Here is a 16,194-nt window from a genome sequence, read left to right on the forward strand (position 1 = left end):
AGCGAATACGAAGGCCTGCGGGAGGGGAGCGCGATGTCCGAAACCGGTCTGTTGCCTGCATATCTGATCGTCGGTACCGACGGAGTCAAGCGCGATCACGCCGTCTCGCGTATGAAAGCGCGTCTGGAAAAGACGGGCATGGTCGAGTTCAACCTCGACGAGCGCGATATGACCAAAGACCCCGATATCGAGTCGATTATCGGATCGCTCAACACCTTTCCGATGGGCAGTGAGTTTCGCCTGGTAATCCTTGATGGCTGTTCAAAGCTCGCCAAGGCGGTCTCGGAGCCGCTCGTCGAGTATCTGGCGAGTCCCAGCCCCACAACGGTTTGCCTCATAATCGCCGATTCGCTTGCCAAGAACACGCGCCTGTACAAGGCAATCGCCAAGATTGACAAGAAGGCCGTGATCGATTGCTCCGGCACCAAGCGCTGGGAGCTTCCGCGCCGCGTGCAGCAGATGGCGACGCAGCATGGCAAGTCGATCTCGACGGCGGCCGCCGAGGAACTTGTCTCGCGTTCGGGTGAAAACACTCGCATGCTCGATAACGACTTGGCTAAGCTTGCCCAAATGGTTGAGGCGCCTCAGATTGAGCTTGCCGATGTGGAACGCTGGATCGTGCGCACGGCCGAAGTCCAGCCCTGGGACTTTCTCAATGCGGTCTCGGCACGTGACATGCGCCGCTCACTCGAGCTTTTCAATCTACTGCCCTCCAAGAGCTACGTGTGGACCTACACATTGCTGTGCGGCCGCATTCGCGAGCTTATCGTTGCCAAGGCGCTCGATGCGCGCGGACAGGGTCGTGAGCTGGCCGCAACGCTCAAGCTCCAGTCCTGGCAGGTCAAGAATCACCTGACCTGGGCACGTCGCTTTTCGATGGCAGAGCTCGTCGCAGCGCTCGAGGGTGCGGTCGATGTGGAGCTCGCGCTCAAGGGTTCGGCCGATTCTCGGACCGCGCTTTTGCTCTGGATTACGAACATCTTGAGAAAATCGTGATGATACCTGCCTATTTGACAAATTCGTTCTATCCCTTTGAGGGGGAGCGTGCTATAGTAAGCGCTTGCATGACCTCACCGTGTCTCAGAGGTGTCATACATTTTTTGCAAGGAACTCGAAAGGAACTCCAGAAGTGGCAAACATCAAGTCTCAGAAGAAGCGTATCCGCACCAATGAGGCAGCTCGCATGCGTAACAAGGCTGTCAAGTCCGAGCTCAAGACGCTGACCAAGCACGTCCAGTCCGCCGTCGCCGAGGGCGACGCCGAGAAGGCCCAGGCTGCACTCAAGACCGTCACCAAGCGTCTCGACATGGCTGCCGCCAAGCATGTTATCCACAAGAACCAGGCTTCCAACCGCAAGTCCGGTCTTGCCAAGCTCGTGAACAGCATCAACGCCTAAGTTGTAAATTTCACATCACACAGATTACGCGCATAAATGGAGCCTGTTTTATGGAACAGGCTCCATTTTTTGTATCGCTCGGGTAAGATAGTCCGCATGAATACTTCAATTGACATTTCCCACATCCGCAACTTCTCGATTGTTGCGCACATCGACCATGGCAAGTCCACGATCAGTGACCGCATTCTCGAGCTCACCCATACCGTTGACGAGCGCGATATGGAGTCGCAGCTGCTCGACACTATGGATATCGAGCGCGAGCGCGGCATCACGATCAAGTCCAATGCCGTTCGCGTGTCCTATGACGCCGACGATGGCGAGACGTATCAGTTCAATCTGATCGATACGCCGGGCCACGTGGACTTTACCTACGAGGTCTCGCGCTCGCTGGCAGCCTGTGAGGGCGCGGTGCTCGTTGTCGACGCCACGCAGGGCGTCGAGGCGCAGACCGTCTCCAACGCGACGCTCGCCATGAACGCCAATCTGGACATTGTGCCGGCCATCAACAAGATTGACCTGCCCTCGGCCCATCCCGATGAGGTTAAGACCGAGATCGAGGATGACCTGGCGATTCCTGCCGATGATGCCGTGTGTGTCTCGGGCAAGACCGGCGAGGGCATCCACGATCTGCTAGAGTCCATTGTCTTTTTGATCTCTCCGCCCAAGGGCGATGCGAACGCGCCGCTCAAGGCACTCATTCTGGATTCGTACTTCGACGAGTATCGTGGCGTCGTCGCCACGGTGCGCGTCTTTGACGGATCCATCAAAAAAGGCGATACCCTGCGCATGATGCAGGCAAAGGGCGACTTTTTGGTCGATGGCGTGGGCGTCAAGCGTCCCGCCGAGACCCCGGTCGATGCGCTGACGGTTGGCGAGGTGGGCTACGTGGTCACGGGCCTGAAGGACCCCGAGGCCGTGCGCGTGGGCGATACCCTTACGTGGGCGTCGAATCCCTGCCCCGAGCCGCTTCCCGGCTACCGCGAGGCCAAGCCCATGGTCTATACGGGCCTGTTCCCGATCGATAACAAGGACTACGAGAACCTGCGTGACGCACTCGATAAGCTCCACGTCAACGACCCGTCGTTGGTGTGGGAGCCCGAGACCTCGGTGGCACTCGGCTTTGGCTTCCGCGTGGGCTTCTTGGGCCTACTGCACATGGAGGTCGTTAAGGAGCGCCTCGAGCGTGAGTTCAACTTGGACCTCATTGCCACGAGCCCTTCGGTCGACTATCACGTGTACAAGACCGATGGCGAGATGGTCGATGTCCGCAGCCCGCAGGACCTTCCCGAGGCCACGCGCATTGAGCGTATCGAGGAACCCTACCTCAAGGCAAAGATCATCTGCCCGCCTGAGTACACGGGTGCCGTTATGCAGCTCGCCATCGAGCACCGCGGCGTTACGACCGACATGATCCACCTGACGAGCAAATCGGTCGAGATGCGCTTCGATATGCCGCTCGCCGAGCTCATCTTGGACTTCTTTGACCAGCTCAAGAGTCGTACCAAGGGCTATGCCTCGCTCGACTACGAGTTCAACGAGTACCGTCCCTCCGAGCTCGTTAAGCTCGATATCTTGCTTTCGGGCGACGAGGTGGACGCGCTGTCGTTTATCGTCCATAAGGACAAGGCCTATGGCCTGGCCCGTGGTCTGTGCGACAAACTTAAGGAGATCATCCCGCGTCAGCTGTTCGAGGTTCCCATCCAGGGTGCTATCGGCAACAAGATCATCGCCCGTTCTACCGTCAAAGCGCGTCGCAAGGACGTTCTTGCTAAGTGCTACGGCGGCGATATCTCGCGTAAGCGCAAGCTGCTCGAGAAGCAGAAAGAGGGCAAGAAGCGCATGAAGGCCATCGGCTCGGTCGAGGTCCCGCAGGAGGCCTTTATGGCGATCCTCAAGGTGGACGAGTAGGTCTATGGCGCTTTCCGAATACAGCAAGCGGCTGCTGGGCGCCTATGCCGAGCAGCCGTTCCTTATGGCTCCCATGGCGGGCGTAACCGATCCCGCTTATCGCATCATGTGCCGCCGCCGCGGTGCCAATCTCGCCTATAGCGAGATGGTGAGCGTGGCGGGCCTTGCCTATGCCAGCAACAAGACCTGGCGCCTGGTGCTACCGGCCGACGAGGAGCAGCAGATTTGCGTGCAGCTCTTTGGCTCCAAGCCCGAGCAGTTTGCGAATGCCGTCGCCGCCGTCGAGGAGCGTGTGGGCGATCGCCTGTCATTGATCGATATCAACATGGCCTGTCCGGCTCGCAAGGTCGTTACCAAGGGCGAAGGCTCGGCGCTTATGCGCACGCCCAACCTGGCCGAGAAGATTGTCGAGGCAGCGGTGGGCGCGGCGCATGTTCCCGTGACCGTGAAGATCCGCAAGGGTTTTTATGCCGAGGACCGCAACGCCGCAACGTTTGCCCAGATGCTTGAAGGGGCGGGCGCCTCTGCAGTTGCCGTGCACGGTCGTTGTGCCACGCAGCTCTATACGGGCCAGGCCGATTGGTCTGTCGTCGATGAGGTGGCCGACGCCGTCGAGATTCCCGTTATCGGTTCGGGCGATGTGTTCTGCGCCGAGGATGCCGCAGAGCATCTGCGCAGCTCGGGTGCCAGCGCGGTGTTTATCGCGCGCGGCATCTACGGAAACCCCTGGGTTTTTTGTGATGCTCGCGCTCTTGCGCTCGATGGCATACCGGTGCCGGCACGCAGCTCCGTCGAGCGCCTGGACGCCCTGCGTGAGCACCTAACGCTGACGCATGAGCTCCTGCCGCTCATGTCGCGTGCCCGCACGTACGCAAGCTGGTACTTAAAAGGCATGCCTCATGCCGCCGCTTGGCGTGCCCATGTGGTGCGCTGTTCCACGTATGAGGAGTTCATGGCTCTGGTCGATGAGATCGAGCGCGATGTGGTGGCCTGCGAGGCCGCCCTTGCCGCCGGCGAATCGGTGCCCCCTCATCCGCTGGAGGCTTAAGGGTGGCCGTTACCGCGCTGTACGTGCACGTGCCGTTTTGTGCCCAAAAGTGCCGGTACTGCGACTTTGACTCGCGCAGTTTTGCTCCGTGCGACCTGAGCGCTGCGCTCGATGTCTATTTTGAGCAGTTGTTCGCGCGCCTCGATGCTTTTGGCAAGGCTGGGGCCCTTGAACAGATCCGCACCGTCTATGTTGGCGGTGGTACGCCGTCGCTGGCGGGGGAGCGCCTGGTGGAGCTGGCGCGGCGTATTCGTGCGTGGTGCGCCCCCGTTGAGTTTACCTGCGAGGCCAATCCCGAGTCGCTGACCGCCGAGCTTGCCGCTGCGCTTGCCAAGGTTGGTGTCACACGCGTCTCTCTGGGCGTGCAAACGCTCGATAACATCGAACTTACCGCTATCGGCCGTATTCACGATGCCGATCGGGCGCTTGCCGCCATCGCGACAGTCAAGAACGCTGGGCTTGACGTGTCGTGCGACCTTATGTGCGGACTTCCTGGGCAGACCGCAGCGAGTTGGAGGCGCACGCTCGATGGCGTGCTGGCGGCGGCTCCGCATCATGTGTCGGTCTACCCGCTCACGCTTGAGGAGGGGACTCCCCTTTATCGCATGGCGTGCCGCGACGAGTCGGTCGAGCCCGACGAGGATTTTCAAGCTTCGTGCATGGATGTGACGCGTGAGCGTCTGGGTGCGGCCGGCTATCACCCGTATGAGGTGGCAAGCTATGCGCTCGACGGACATGAGTGCGCCCATAACATTGCCTACTGGACCGGCCAGGGCTATTTGGGCCTGGGTCGCTCTGCCGCGGGCATGCTCGATACCGAGGATTTCGATCGTCTTGCAGGTTTGTTCCCCGGCGTGTCTTCTCGAGGCGATTCGTACCGCGTGCGTCTGGTGCAACGTGACGATGACGCGACGGCGTTCGAGGCCGAATATCTCTCGCAGCGCGAGGCTGCGGCCGAAGACCTGATGCTTGCTTGTCGCATGACGCGCGGTGTCGCGTCCGACCTTTTGGTTCGCGCGGCTCGTGCCGTCCCGGCCGATGAGCTGGCAGCTGCCTGCGATCGCGCGCTCGAATTGGGTCTTGCCACTTGGGTGCCCGAGACGCTCGGAGTCCATGAGGGACCCTTCACTTCGGCAGATGTCATCGCGGGCCATGTTCGAGCTCGTTTAGCGCCGACACACCTGGGCTGGCTCGATGGAAATGTTCTGTTCGAGCTGTTTTGGGATCTAGCTTAGGTCGCTCGGGTAGAATTACCGGAATATATACGCTGCTGTGAGCAGGAGGTTGCCGCGCATGGCGACGATGAACGAAAAAGATTACTACGAGATTCTGGGTGTCTCCAAGGACGCCACCTCGCGTGATATTCAAAAGGCCTTCCAGCAAAAGGCCCGCAAGCTCCATCCGGACGTCAACAAAGAGCCGGATGCCGAGGAAAAGTTTAAAGAGGTTTCCGAGGCCTACGCCGTGCTTTCGGATGAGCAAAAACGTGCGCGCTACGACGCCATGCGTTCCGGCAATCCCTTTTCCGGTGCTCCTACGGCTTCCCCCTATGGTGGCGGCTACGCCGGCAGCACGGGCTATGGCAATCCCTTTGAGGGCGGCTTTCCTTTTGGCGGCGCCTGGGGCCAACAGCGTCGTGGGCAGGCTGCCTATAATCCCGAGAACGGTGCCAACGTGGTCGTCGATATCAAACTCGACGCCAAGGAGGCCAAGGGCGGTGCCCGCAAGACCGTCCGCTATACGCGTTTCGATACGTGCGGACATTGCGGCGGCTCGGGCTCCGTTTCGTCTGAGCATGCCCATACCTGCCCGAGCTGCGGTGGCCGCGGCCACATCGACGTCGACCTGTCCTTCCTGTTTGGTGCGGGTACGTTCCAGTCGGTCTGCCCCGAGTGCGGCGGTTCCGGTAAAGTCGTGGCCGATCCCTGCCCTGATTGCGGCGGCAGCGGTCGTACTCGCGTAACCTCCGAGCAGACGATTGAGTTTCCTGCCGGCACGCACGATGGCGACGAGGTCCGCATTGGCGGCATGGGTCATGCTGGCACCAACGGTGCCGCGGGCGGCGACCTGGTCGGCCGCGCCCATGTTGAAGCCGAGCGCTTGGAAGGCAAAGCTCGTACCGGTTTTTACCTGATGGGCATCGTAGCGCCGTTTTTGGTACTCTCGGCCATCTCGGGTGTGTTCTCGGCCTTTGCCGTGATGTGCTTTATTCCGTTTGCCATGGGCCTGTTCATGGTGCTTTCGGACGGTGTGCTTCATCGCAGCCTGCTGTGGTGGAAGCGCGGTGCGATGCAGTTTGCCAACGGTTTTGCCAATGGCTTCATGTTCGCGCTCGTGTCGGTTTGGTTCGCAAGCTGCTCGCAACGGGCCATGCTTTCGCCGTACCAAATGCAATAACATCAAACCCTCTGTTTGCGGTCGGCCCTGCTTGGGTATAGGACGCACTGTGACAATAATGAAAGTCGGAAGGATTCGGTCGTGTCGGAAAATAGGGATTACTACGAGGTGCTTGGCGTCGACAGGGATGCCGACGCGCGGACGATTAAGCGTGCGTTTCTAAAGAAGGCCCGTACCGTACATCCGGATGTTTCGGACGACCCCGAGGCCGAGGCCAAGTTCAAGGAGCTCAACGAGGCCTATTCCGTTCTTTCCGATGAGCAGAAGCGTGCTAACTACGACCGTTACGGCACTGCCGACGGCCCTGGTGGTTCGGGCTACGTCGATATCAACGATATCTTTGGTGGCATGGGCATGGACGACTTGTTCTCGTCGTTCTTTGGCGGCGGTGCCGGCGGTGGCGCCCGCAGCCGTCGTGAGCGTCGTCGCGGACGAGACATGGCCATCTCGCTTTCGGTGACGCTCGAGGAGGCGGCGCTCGGCTGCAAAAAGACAATCAGCTATGACCGCCTTGCTCCTTGCGAGGACTGCAATGGCACCGGTAGGGCAGAGGGCGCACAGGAAAAGCAGTGCGGCCGCTGCCACGGTACGGGCTACGTCACGACGGTTCAGCGTTCGTTCCTGGGCCAGGTTCAGTCTTCCTCGCCTTGCCCCGACTGCCATGGCGAGGGCACGGTTATCGATCATCCCTGCGAGACCTGCGACGGTCAAGGCCGCACGCCTTCGCACGAAAAGATCGACATCGATATTCCCGCCGGCGTTTCGACCGGTCGCCAGCTGCGCGTGAGCGGCTTTGGCGAGGCCGGCCTTCGCGGCGAGCCTTCGGGCGACCTGATTGTCAACGTGCGCGTTGCCGACCATGAGCGCTTTAAGCGCAACGGGGACGACCTGTACCTGGTGAGCGATATCTCGATTGCGCAGGCTGCGCTCGGCTGCGAGATCGAGGTCGAGGGCATTATGCCCGACGAGGTCGTTAAGGTGACGGTTCCCGCCGGCGCCCAGTACGGCGACACCGTGAGCGTCAATAATTACGGCATGCCGCGCATTGGCGGTGGCGGTTCGCGTGGCCGCCTGATCGTGCAACTGCGCGTGGTCGTTCCCACCAATCTTTCCAATAAGCAGCGCGAGCTGCTCCGTGCTTTTGCCGATGAGATGGGCGATGACGTCGCTTCCGGTAAGAAGTCGGTGACCGACCGTATCAAGAGTGCCCTCGACGATATCCTCGATTAAGGAGCCCGCGTGCTCGCACCCCATATTTCCGTCGTCAACCTCGGCTGCCGTGTCAACCGGGTTGAGTCTGACCGTATCACTGCCGATCTTATGCGCTTGGGCTTTGCTATTGTTGAGCCCCAGGATGCCGATCTGATCGTCATTAACACTTGTGCCGTTACGGGCGAGGCTGAGGCCAAGACCCGTAAGGCCGTCCGTCATGCGCTGGCCCATCCAAACGAGCCCTATGTGGTCGTGACCGGATGCGTGGTCAATTTGCATCCCGAGGAGCTATCGGAGCTTTCGGATCGCGTGATTGCCGAGCCGTCCAAGATCGATGTCGCCGAACGTGTTTGCGAGGTGCTGGGTGTTGAGTCCGATAGCGTTCCCGCCTGCAGCGATGGCGAGGTGGTCGACGTTCTCGGTCGCTCTCGCCTGGGCGTGAAGATTCAGGACGGCTGCAACCATCGCTGCACCTATTGCATTGTGTGGAAGGCGCGCGGCCCCGAGCGCTCCGTGCCGGTCGAGTCCGTGCTTGAGCAAGTTCGCGAGGCCCAGGAGGCCGGCGTGCCCGAGGTGGTACTGACCGGTGTGAACCTGGGTGCCTACGATGGCAAGAGCGCGACCGACGAGCATGTCGAGATCGATGAGCTGCTCGAGGCCATCATGGAGCGCACGTCTATTCCGCATGTGCGCATTTCATCGGTCGAGCCCATGGATATCTCTGAGCGCCTGCTTAAGGTTATGGCGCGCTATCCGCAGCGTATCGCCCCGTTTTTGCACCTGCCCGTGCAGTCCGGCTGCACGGCGACCCTGCATCGCATGGGCCGTCCCTATAGCGCCGAGGCCTTTGAGGACACGGTGCGCATGATTCGCGCCAACTTGCCCCAGGTGTCTCTTTCGTGCGATGTCATCGTCGGTTTTCCTGGTGAGACGGACGAGGAATTCGAGGAGTCGCTGGCGCTGTGCCGTCGTGTGGGTTTCTCGCGTATGCACGTGTTCCGCTATAGCAAGCGTCCCGGTACCCTTGCTGCCGACATGCCCGACCAAGTGCCGCCCGAGGTTATGGCCGAGCGCAGCCGCCGTATGCGGGCCGCCGCGCAGGAGCTCGCTATTGCTGACGCTCGTCGTCGCGTGGGCACCGTCGAGCGTGCCGTCCTCGAGTACGGCGACAACCTGACGCTCGGCTCGTTCCATCATGCCCGTCTTGACGATACCTGTGGACTCACAGCCCCGTGCCTGCTCGATGTTGCTATCATCGGAGTCGATGATTCCGGCTTGGTCCATGCGCGCAGGGAGGTTCATGGAAGCCTCGAAGATTAGACTTACCGTTCCCGAGGGTATCGACCCCTCGCGCGTTTTGGGCGCCGGCGACGGCGTCCTTCGTGCACTCGAGAACTTGGTTCGCGCCCATGTGGTCGCCCGTGGCGATAGCATCGCCGTGAGCGGTGACCCGGATGAGGTCGAACTCGTGGCGCGTTTTTTCGAACATGCCTTTCGTGAGGCTGCTGCCGGGCGCACGCTTTCTGCCGACGATGTCTCGCGCTGTCTGGCCGTTCTGCGCGACGGTGAGCACGAGGCTACGTCGCTTCGCGATGACGTGCTGCTTTCGTATCGCGGTCGTGCCATTCGCCCCAAAACGCTCGGCCAAAAGCGCTATGTGGATGCCATTCGCTCGCATACCATCACGTTTGGCCTGGGTCCTGCCGGCACCGGTAAGACTTATCTGGCCATGGCGCTCGCCGTTGCCGCGCTCAAGCGCCACGAGGTGGGCCGTCTGATCTTGACGCGTCCGGTTGTCGAGGCGGGGGAGAACCTGGGCTTTTTGCCCGGTACCCTCGAGGAAAAGATCGATCCCTACATGCGTCCGCTCTACGACGCCCTTTTTGACATGATGGATCGCGAACGCACCGATGAGCTTATGGAGCGCGGCGTGATCGAGATCGCCCCGCTTGCCTACATGCGCGGCCGCACGCTGAGTGATGCCTTCGTGGTGCTCGACGAGGCGCAAAATACCACGCCCGAGCAGATGAAGATGTTCCTGACGCGCCTGGGCTTCAACTCCAAGTTCGTGATTACCGGCGACCTGAGCCAGCGTGACCTGGTGGGTCGTCGTGGTGGCTTGGCGGATGTCGAGAAGATTTTGGGCCGTGTCGATGATGTCGCATTTTCGCACCTCGAGCGTCCCGACGTGGTGCGCCATGCCTTGGTGGGACGTATCGTCGAGGCATACGATACTTATGATGATGTGCGCGAGAAGCGCGTACGTGACCGAAAGGAGTCCCGTTGAGTGTATTGATCAGCAACGATGCCGAGCTCGATACGCTGCTCGACGCGCAGGAGGTGGAGCACATCTGCGAGGTTGTGCTTGCCGCCGAGGGCGTTGAGCGTGAAGTCGAGATTTCCCTTTCGTATGTCGACGAGGACGAGATGCACGAGCTCAACCACGAGTGGCGCGGTATCGACCGCACCACCGATGTGCTCTCGTTTGAGTGCGATTCGGCCTTTGACGATGACATTCCCGCCGATGAGACGCTCGAGCTCGGCGATATTATCTTGGCCCCGCAGGTTATTGCCCGTCAGGCCCCCGGTTTTGGCAATAGCCCCGCTGACGAGTGCCGTCTGATGCTCGTACACGGAATGCTGCACCTGCTGGGCTATGACCACATCGAGGACGACGAGGCCGAGGTCATGGAGGCCCGCGAGGACGCCATCCTGCGCGATCTGTCGCTCGAGCGCGGCGAGGACCCTAAGCTAGTCCACGTCGGCCCCATCACCAACCACGCCCACGACTAGGAGTCGTCTATGATTCCCGGATCGAACAAGGACCATCCGTCCTTCTTTAAGTCGTTTTCCTACGCCATGGAGGGCTTCGTCACCGCCGTCAAGACCGAGCGCAACATTAAGGTCATGCTCGTTGCGGGCGTGTGCACCGTCATTGCCGGCTGTATCGTGGGCCTCGACATTGCCGAGTGGGCCACGATTATCATCTGTTGTGGCTTGGTGATTCACGGCGAGCTGTGCAACACCGCTATGGAGGCCATCGTCGACCTGGCGACCCAGGAGCTCCATCCGCTGGCCAAGCGTGCGAAGGACATCGCCGCCGCCTCTGTATACGTTCTTTCCATCACTGCCGCGATTGTGGGCGTGCTGGTATTTGCCCACGCGCTCGGCTTTATTTAGAAAGGGATTCCCATGTCCGACAATATGCAGCCTACCGATGAGATTTTGGACGACGAGTCCCTGGACGCGGTGGATACCGAGGAGCTCGAGGAAGTCGTGGAGTTCGACCCGTTTGAGGGCATGAGCGATGAGGAGCTCGACGCCCTGTGCGACGAGGACGACGGTTCTATGGGCTTTGGTGACGTGGAGCCCGGTTTTCGCAGCGGCTTCGTGGCCCTGGTCGGACGCCCCAACGCCGGCAAGTCCACGCTGCTCAACGCCTGCTATGGCAAAAAGGTCGCCATCACCTCGCCGGTGGCACAGACGACCCGCCGTCGCATGCGCGCCGTCGTCAACCGTCCCGGCTACCAGCTGGTCTTTGTCGATACCCCGGGTATTCATAAGCCCAAGGACGGCCTGGGGTCCGAGCTCAACAAGAGCGCACTGTTCGAGTTGAACGATGTCGACGTCGTCGCGTTTTTGATTGATGCCACCAAGCCGATCGGCAGGGGAGACGCCTGGGTTGCCGAGCGCGTCAGATGCGCCCGTTGCAAGAAGGTCCTGGTGCTCACCAAGGCCGATGAGGCCGATCCCGCCCAGGTTATGGAACAGCTCAAGGCCGCCCACGAGCTCATGGAGTATGACGACGAGATCGTGACGTCGTCGGTCAAGAACTTCAACGTCGATGCCTTTATCGAGACCGTTGCGCACTTTTTGCCCGAGGGTCCGCGTTGGTTCCCCGAGGACATGGGTACCGACGCTTCCGATGAGACGCTCGTTGCCGAGTTTGTGCGCGAGAAGGTCTTGCGCCGCACCCGTGATGAGATCCCGCACTCCGTGGGCGTGATCTGCGATGCGCTCGAGCAGACCAAGAAGGTGCTGCGCGTGCACGCCACCATTTACGTCGAGCGTGAGGGCCAAAAGGGCATTATCATCGGCAAGGGCGGCGAGATGATCAAGCATATCGGTATCGACGCCCGTCGCGACCTTGAGCGCATCTTTGGCACCCAGGTCTTTTTGGAGCTGGACGTGAAGGTTAAGGCCGGCTGGCGTGACGACGAAGCTCAGATTCGCCGCTTTGGCTACAACGCCGAAGATTAGGGACACGCGGCGCGAATGGCAGGTTCTCGCACATATCGCACGAAAGCGCTCGTCCTCGACAAGACGAAGCTCAAAGAGACCGACCTGATCCTGACGATGCTTGACGAGCGGGGTCGGCAGGTTCGTGCCGTGGCAAAGGGTGCCCGCAAACCCGGCGGGCGGTTGGCGGCGCGCTGCGAGCTGTTCTGTACCGTCGATATGCTGCTCGCACATGGACGCTCGCTCGACGTGGTTTCTCAGGCCGAGCTTATGGAAGCGCCGCTCGGCGCCGCGCCCGATTACGAGACGACTTGCGCCGCAAGCGCGATTGCCGAGGTCGCGCGCGTGTGCTCGTTCGAGGACGCCGAGGACCCGTTTACCTTTGCCATCACGCAGCGGGCGCTCACGCTTGTCGGCAGCGGGCTCGACTCGGCGCATATGGACCTGCTCGTGGCGGCCTTTGTCTTTAAACTGCTGTCGCACGTTGGCTATCGACCTGATTTTTCGGCATGCGTGCTGTGCGGAGACCCCATGCTGTCGTATTTTTCACCCCAGGCGGGCGGTCTCATGTGCGGGTCGTGCGCGTCGAGCGTTCCGGGTGCCGAACTGGTGTCGACCGGTGAGGTTGCGTGGCTGCGCGCCCTCATGTCCATGACTTTCGATGCGCTCATGGTCGAGAGGATCGATCCCCATACCGCTGCATTTTTGTTGGGGCTTTCGCATGTTTGGGCTGCGACGCACACCGATCAGCGCCTCCGCGCGATGGAATTCATGTTGGGTCGGTGATGATGCGCAGGCGCGGGCTGCTTGTGGTAACATACCGACCTGTTGGTACCTCGACCTTGGTTGTTCGCTCCACCGGCGGCTTCCCAGTCCGAGGCGAATCGAGTCGCCCGTGGGCGACGCAAAACGAAAGGTGAAACAATGACTGTTTCCAAAGAGCGCAAGGCGGAGCTGACTGCCCAGTTCGGTAACACCCCGGTCGACACCGGCAACCCCAAGGTTCAGGTCGCCATCCTGTCCGAGCGCATCAAGGAGCTGACCGAGCACATGAAGTCCCACCAGAAGGACTTCCACACCCGTCGTGGCCTGCTCATGCTCGTCGGTCGTCGTCGTCGTCTTCTTTCCTACATCAAGAAGAACGACATCGTCGAGTACCGTGAGCTCATCAAGGCTCTGGGCATCCGCGACAACATCCAGTAGGATTTGTACATGCTAAGAGCGTCCTGCGCAGCGGGGCGCTCTTTTTGTGTAAGGGCGCGAACAATCACGCTCTGAAGCGTGGCGGGGGCAGGGGGCCCGCGTCACATGAGAAGCCCGCAGGCAAGGGGCCTGTGGGGTAAAGGAGAACAATGACACTCGTATCCAAGACCTTTGAGCTGTACGGCAAGACCTACACCTTCGAGTCGGGCGAGCTTGCCAAGCAGGCCACCGGCGCCTGCCTGGTCAAGCAGGGCGACACCACGATGCTCGACACCGTGGTCGTCTCCAAGGAGCGCAAGAACTACGACTTCTTCCCGCTGACCGTCGACTTCAACGAGAAGATGTACGCCGCAGGGCGCATCCCGGGTGGCTACCTCAAGCGTGAGGGCCGTCCCAGCGAGAAGGCCACGCTCACCGCGCGCATGATCGACCGTCCGATTCGCCCGAGCTTCCCGGACGGTTTCCGCAACGAGGTGCACATCGTCGCCACCTCGCTTGTTGCCGACCAAGTCAACCCCTTTGACGTCATCAACGTCATGGGTGCTTCCCTGGCCATGACGCTCGGCGGCGTGCCCTTCGAGGGCCCGCTTGCCTGCGTGCGCATCGGCCGCAACGTGGAGACCGGCGAGTTTATCGTCAACCCCACCTACGAGGAGCGCGAGAACTCCGATCTGGACCTGGAGCTGGGCGGATCCGCCGACTTCATCTCGATGGTCGAGGCCGGCGCCGAGGAGATCTCCGAGGACGACATGCTCGCCGCCATGAAGTTTGGCCAGGAGGCCCTTGCCGCTTTCTGCCAGGCTCAGGACGAGTTCGTCGCCGAGTGGGAGCAGGTCAACGGCCCCATCGTCAAGAAGGAGTACCCGCTCGACCAGCCCGTCGAGGAGGTCCAGGAGCGCATCTTCGCCCACTACGACGAGATGGCAGCCGCCCTTCGTGACGCCGACAAGCTCTCCCGTATCGGCAAGGTTGAGGCTCTGAAGGAGTCCATCCGTGCCGAGTTCACCGAGGAGGAGCAGGCCGCTTGGGAGCGCGAGATCCCCGTGGCGCTCAAGAAGCTCGAGAAGAAGGCCATGCGCACCATGGTCGTCGAGACCGGTGAGCGCGTCGACGGTCGTGCCGCCGACGAGATCCGTCCCATCATGGTGAAGGACAACTACCTGCCGCTCGTTCACGGCTCCGGTTTGTTCCAGCGTGGCCAGACCCAGGTGCTCTCGGTTCTTTCGCTCGGCATGCTCAACGAGGGCCAGCGTCTGGATACCATCGAGCCCACCGAGGGCAAGCGCTACATGCACCACTACAACTTCCCGCCTTTCTGCACCGGCGAGACCGGCCGCATGGGCAGCCCCAAGCGCCGCGAGATCGGCCATGGCAATCTGGCCGAGCGCGCTCTGCTTCCGGTGCTTCCCGACGAGAACGAGTTCCCCTACGCCATCCGCGTCGTCTCTGAGGTCATGGAGTCCAACGGCTCCTCTTCGATGGCTTCGACCTGCGGCTCCACGCTCGCCCTTATGGACGGCGGCGTGCCCATTAAGCGCCCGGTCTCCGGTATCGCCATGGGCCTGATCCAGGAGGAGGGCAAGACCGTGGTGCTGTCCGACATCCAGGGTCTCGAGGACTTCCTGGGCGACATGGACTTTAAGGTCACCGGCACCACCGAGGGCATCACCGCCCTGCAGATGGACAACAAGGCCACCGGCCTCACCTTCGACATCCTGGCCCGCGCTCTGCAGCAGGCCAAGGAGGGTCGCGCCTTCATCCTGCAGAAGATGCTCGATGTGATCCCCGAGCCGCGCCACACCACGCGCAGCACCGCTCCGCGCATCGTTTCCATCCAGGTTCCGACCGACAAGATCCGCGACGTCATCGGTTCCGGCGGTAAGGTCATCCGCGGTATCCAGGACGAGACCGGCGCCTCGGTCGACATCCAGGAGGACGGCACCGTCTTTGTCGGCGGCACCGGCGAGTCCGTCGACCAGGCCGTCGAGCGTATCAAGCTCATCATCAAGGTTCCCGAGCCGGGCGAGGAGTACACCGGTCGCGTGGTCTCCATCCAGCCCTTCGGCGCCTTCGTCAACCTGCTGCCCGGTAAGGACGGCCTGCTGCACATCTCCCGCGTCGCCAAGGGCCGCGTGGAGAAGGTCGAGGACGTCCTCAATGTGGGCGACGAGGTCAAGGTCGTCGTCATCGAAGTCGATGACCGCGGCAAGATTTCGCTCGATCGTCTGGATAAGCCCGAGGCCCCGGCTCGCGCCGAGGGTGCCTCAGAGGGCGACGGCGAGCACTTCCAGCGCCGTGAGCGTCCGCGTCGCGAGCGCTCCGAGCGCAGCGACCGTCCGCGCCGTCCCGGTGACAACGGAGGCCGCAAGCCCCGCCGTCACCACGACGCCGAGTAACAGCTAAACATAAGCAGCTCAACAAGGGCGACTCCTAAGGGGGTCGCCCTTTTGCTTGCGCCCGGGAGGGCCGCATATGAAGTTTCCTGCTCTACAGTCCTGCGCAAGACGGAAAGCACATTAAGTGCTTTCCTTTGCGTGCGGAACTCGCGATAAACTTCATATGCGGCCCTCCCGGGCGCAAGCAAAAGGGCTGGTTAGTGCCGCTCGCTATTGAGTTAGACAGTCTATTCAGTAGTCAGATTTCAGATCAGTAGATAGACACAGCAGTATTTCCCCTGATAAAACCTACCAAAATAAACCTATCTCATATTGGCAGGTCAGGGCTCAGCGGCCCCGGCACGGGCTAAGTTTCCTGCTCTACAGTCCTGCTCACGACGGAGGCCACATTAAGT

General features: G+C 61.1%; 15 protein-coding genes. All 15 read left to right on the forward strand.

From position 1 onward, the window contains the following. Positions 1-33 precede the first annotated feature (33 nt). Positions 34-996, forward strand: a complete 963-nt coding sequence (gene holA, locus AB5202_RS05520) for a DNA polymerase III subunit delta (RefSeq protein WP_195621738.1) — start codon at positions 34-36, stop codon at positions 994-996. 133 nt (positions 997-1,129) lie between these two features. Next, positions 1,130-1,396 (forward strand): 30S ribosomal protein S20, encoded by a 267-nt coding sequence (gene rpsT / locus AB5202_RS05525; RefSeq protein WP_022094714.1) that lies wholly within the window; start codon positions 1,130-1,132, stop codon positions 1,394-1,396. Between the two features lie 96 nt (positions 1,397-1,492). Then, positions 1,493-3,304: a translation elongation factor 4 gene (gene lepA / locus AB5202_RS05530; RefSeq protein ID WP_156600831.1), complete on the forward strand. Its 1,812-nt coding sequence runs from the start codon at positions 1,493-1,495 to the stop codon at positions 3,302-3,304. Between the two features lie 4 nt (positions 3,305-3,308). Further along, complete coding sequence (gene dusB, locus AB5202_RS05535) at positions 3,309-4,352, forward strand: tRNA dihydrouridine synthase DusB (protein ID WP_368143749.1); 1,044 nt, start codon at positions 3,309-3,311, stop codon at positions 4,350-4,352. 2 nt (positions 4,353-4,354) lie between these two features. Then, a complete protein-coding gene (hemW, locus tag AB5202_RS05540) occupies positions 4,355-5,587 on the forward strand; it encodes a radical SAM family heme chaperone HemW (RefSeq protein ID WP_368143750.1) in 1,233 nt (410 codons plus the stop codon). A 58-nt stretch (positions 5,588-5,645) separates the two neighbouring features. Further along, entirely contained in the window at positions 5,646-6,749 is a 1,104-nt protein-coding gene (locus tag AB5202_RS05545) for a DnaJ domain-containing protein (RefSeq protein ID WP_368143751.1), read from the forward strand. Between the two features lie 81 nt (positions 6,750-6,830). Next, positions 6,831-7,979 (forward strand): molecular chaperone DnaJ, encoded by a 1,149-nt coding sequence (gene dnaJ, locus AB5202_RS05550; RefSeq protein ID WP_099431798.1) that lies wholly within the window; start codon positions 6,831-6,833, stop codon positions 7,977-7,979. Between the two features lie 9 nt (positions 7,980-7,988). Further along, positions 7,989-9,281, forward strand: a complete 1,293-nt coding sequence (locus AB5202_RS05555) for a MiaB/RimO family radical SAM methylthiotransferase (protein WP_238023188.1) — start codon at positions 7,989-7,991, stop codon at positions 9,279-9,281. Continuing rightward, a complete protein-coding gene (locus AB5202_RS05560; protein ID WP_238023187.1) occupies positions 9,262-10,248 on the forward strand; it encodes a PhoH family protein in 987 nt (328 codons plus the stop codon). Before AB5202_RS05555 ends, AB5202_RS05560 begins: the two co-directional genes overlap by 20 nt. Beyond that, the gene (gene ybeY / locus AB5202_RS05565) at positions 10,245-10,754 is read left to right on the forward strand and encodes an rRNA maturation RNase YbeY (RefSeq protein WP_238023186.1); all 510 of its coding nucleotides are present in this window, start codon (positions 10,245-10,247) and stop codon (positions 10,752-10,754) included. Before AB5202_RS05560 ends, ybeY begins: the two co-directional genes overlap by 4 nt. A gap of 9 nt (positions 10,755-10,763) precedes the next feature. Beyond that, positions 10,764-11,141, forward strand: coding sequence for a diacylglycerol kinase family protein (locus tag AB5202_RS05570; protein ID WP_238023185.1), 378 nt, complete (start codon positions 10,764-10,766; stop codon positions 11,139-11,141). Positions 11,142-11,153: 12 nt separating this feature from the next. Beyond that, a complete protein-coding gene (era, locus tag AB5202_RS05575; RefSeq protein WP_368143752.1) occupies positions 11,154-12,221 on the forward strand; it encodes a GTPase Era in 1,068 nt (355 codons plus the stop codon). A gap of 15 nt (positions 12,222-12,236) precedes the next feature. Beyond that, a complete protein-coding gene (recO, locus tag AB5202_RS05580) occupies positions 12,237-12,986 on the forward strand; it encodes a DNA repair protein RecO (RefSeq protein WP_368143753.1) in 750 nt (249 codons plus the stop codon). 138 nt (positions 12,987-13,124) lie between these two features. Continuing rightward, positions 13,125-13,403, forward strand: coding sequence for a 30S ribosomal protein S15 (gene rpsO / locus AB5202_RS05585; protein ID WP_035138510.1), 279 nt, complete (start codon positions 13,125-13,127; stop codon positions 13,401-13,403). A 149-nt stretch (positions 13,404-13,552) separates the two neighbouring features. Continuing rightward, positions 13,553-15,799: a polyribonucleotide nucleotidyltransferase gene (locus AB5202_RS05590; RefSeq protein ID WP_055309899.1), complete on the forward strand. Its 2,247-nt coding sequence runs from the start codon at positions 13,553-13,555 to the stop codon at positions 15,797-15,799. The last annotated feature ends 395 nt before the right edge of the window (positions 15,800-16,194 follow it).

It is taken from the genome of Collinsella aerofaciens, assembly GCF_040915545.1.
Taxonomy (GTDB): domain Bacteria; phylum Actinomycetota; class Coriobacteriia; order Coriobacteriales; family Coriobacteriaceae; genus Collinsella; species Collinsella aerofaciens_BE.

Excerpts from the sequence above, each read along its gene's own strand:
- holA (WP_195621738.1), top strand. The coding sequence starts at position 34 with ATGTCCGAAACCGGTCTGTTGCCTGCATATCTGATCGTCGGTACCGAC.
- lepA (WP_156600831.1), top strand. The coding sequence starts at position 1,493 with ATGAATACTTCAATTGACATTTCCCACATCCGCAACTTCTCGATTGTT.
- dusB (WP_368143749.1), top strand. The coding sequence starts at position 3,309 with ATGGCGCTTTCCGAATACAGCAAGCGGCTGCTGGGCGCCTATGCCGAG.
- AB5202_RS05545 (WP_368143751.1), top strand. The coding sequence starts at position 5,646 with ATGGCGACGATGAACGAAAAAGATTACTACGAGATTCTGGGTGTCTCC.
- AB5202_RS05560 (WP_238023187.1), top strand. The coding sequence starts at position 9,262 with ATGGAAGCCTCGAAGATTAGACTTACCGTTCCCGAGGGTATCGACCCC.
- AB5202_RS05570 (WP_238023185.1), top strand. The coding sequence starts at position 10,764 with ATGATTCCCGGATCGAACAAGGACCATCCGTCCTTCTTTAAGTCGTTT.
- era (WP_368143752.1), top strand. The coding sequence starts at position 11,154 with ATGTCCGACAATATGCAGCCTACCGATGAGATTTTGGACGACGAGTCC.
- recO (WP_368143753.1), top strand. The coding sequence starts at position 12,237 with ATGGCAGGTTCTCGCACATATCGCACGAAAGCGCTCGTCCTCGACAAG.
- rpsO (WP_035138510.1), top strand. The coding sequence starts at position 13,125 with ATGACTGTTTCCAAAGAGCGCAAGGCGGAGCTGACTGCCCAGTTCGGT.
- AB5202_RS05590 (WP_055309899.1), top strand. The coding sequence starts at position 13,553 with ATGACACTCGTATCCAAGACCTTTGAGCTGTACGGCAAGACCTACACC.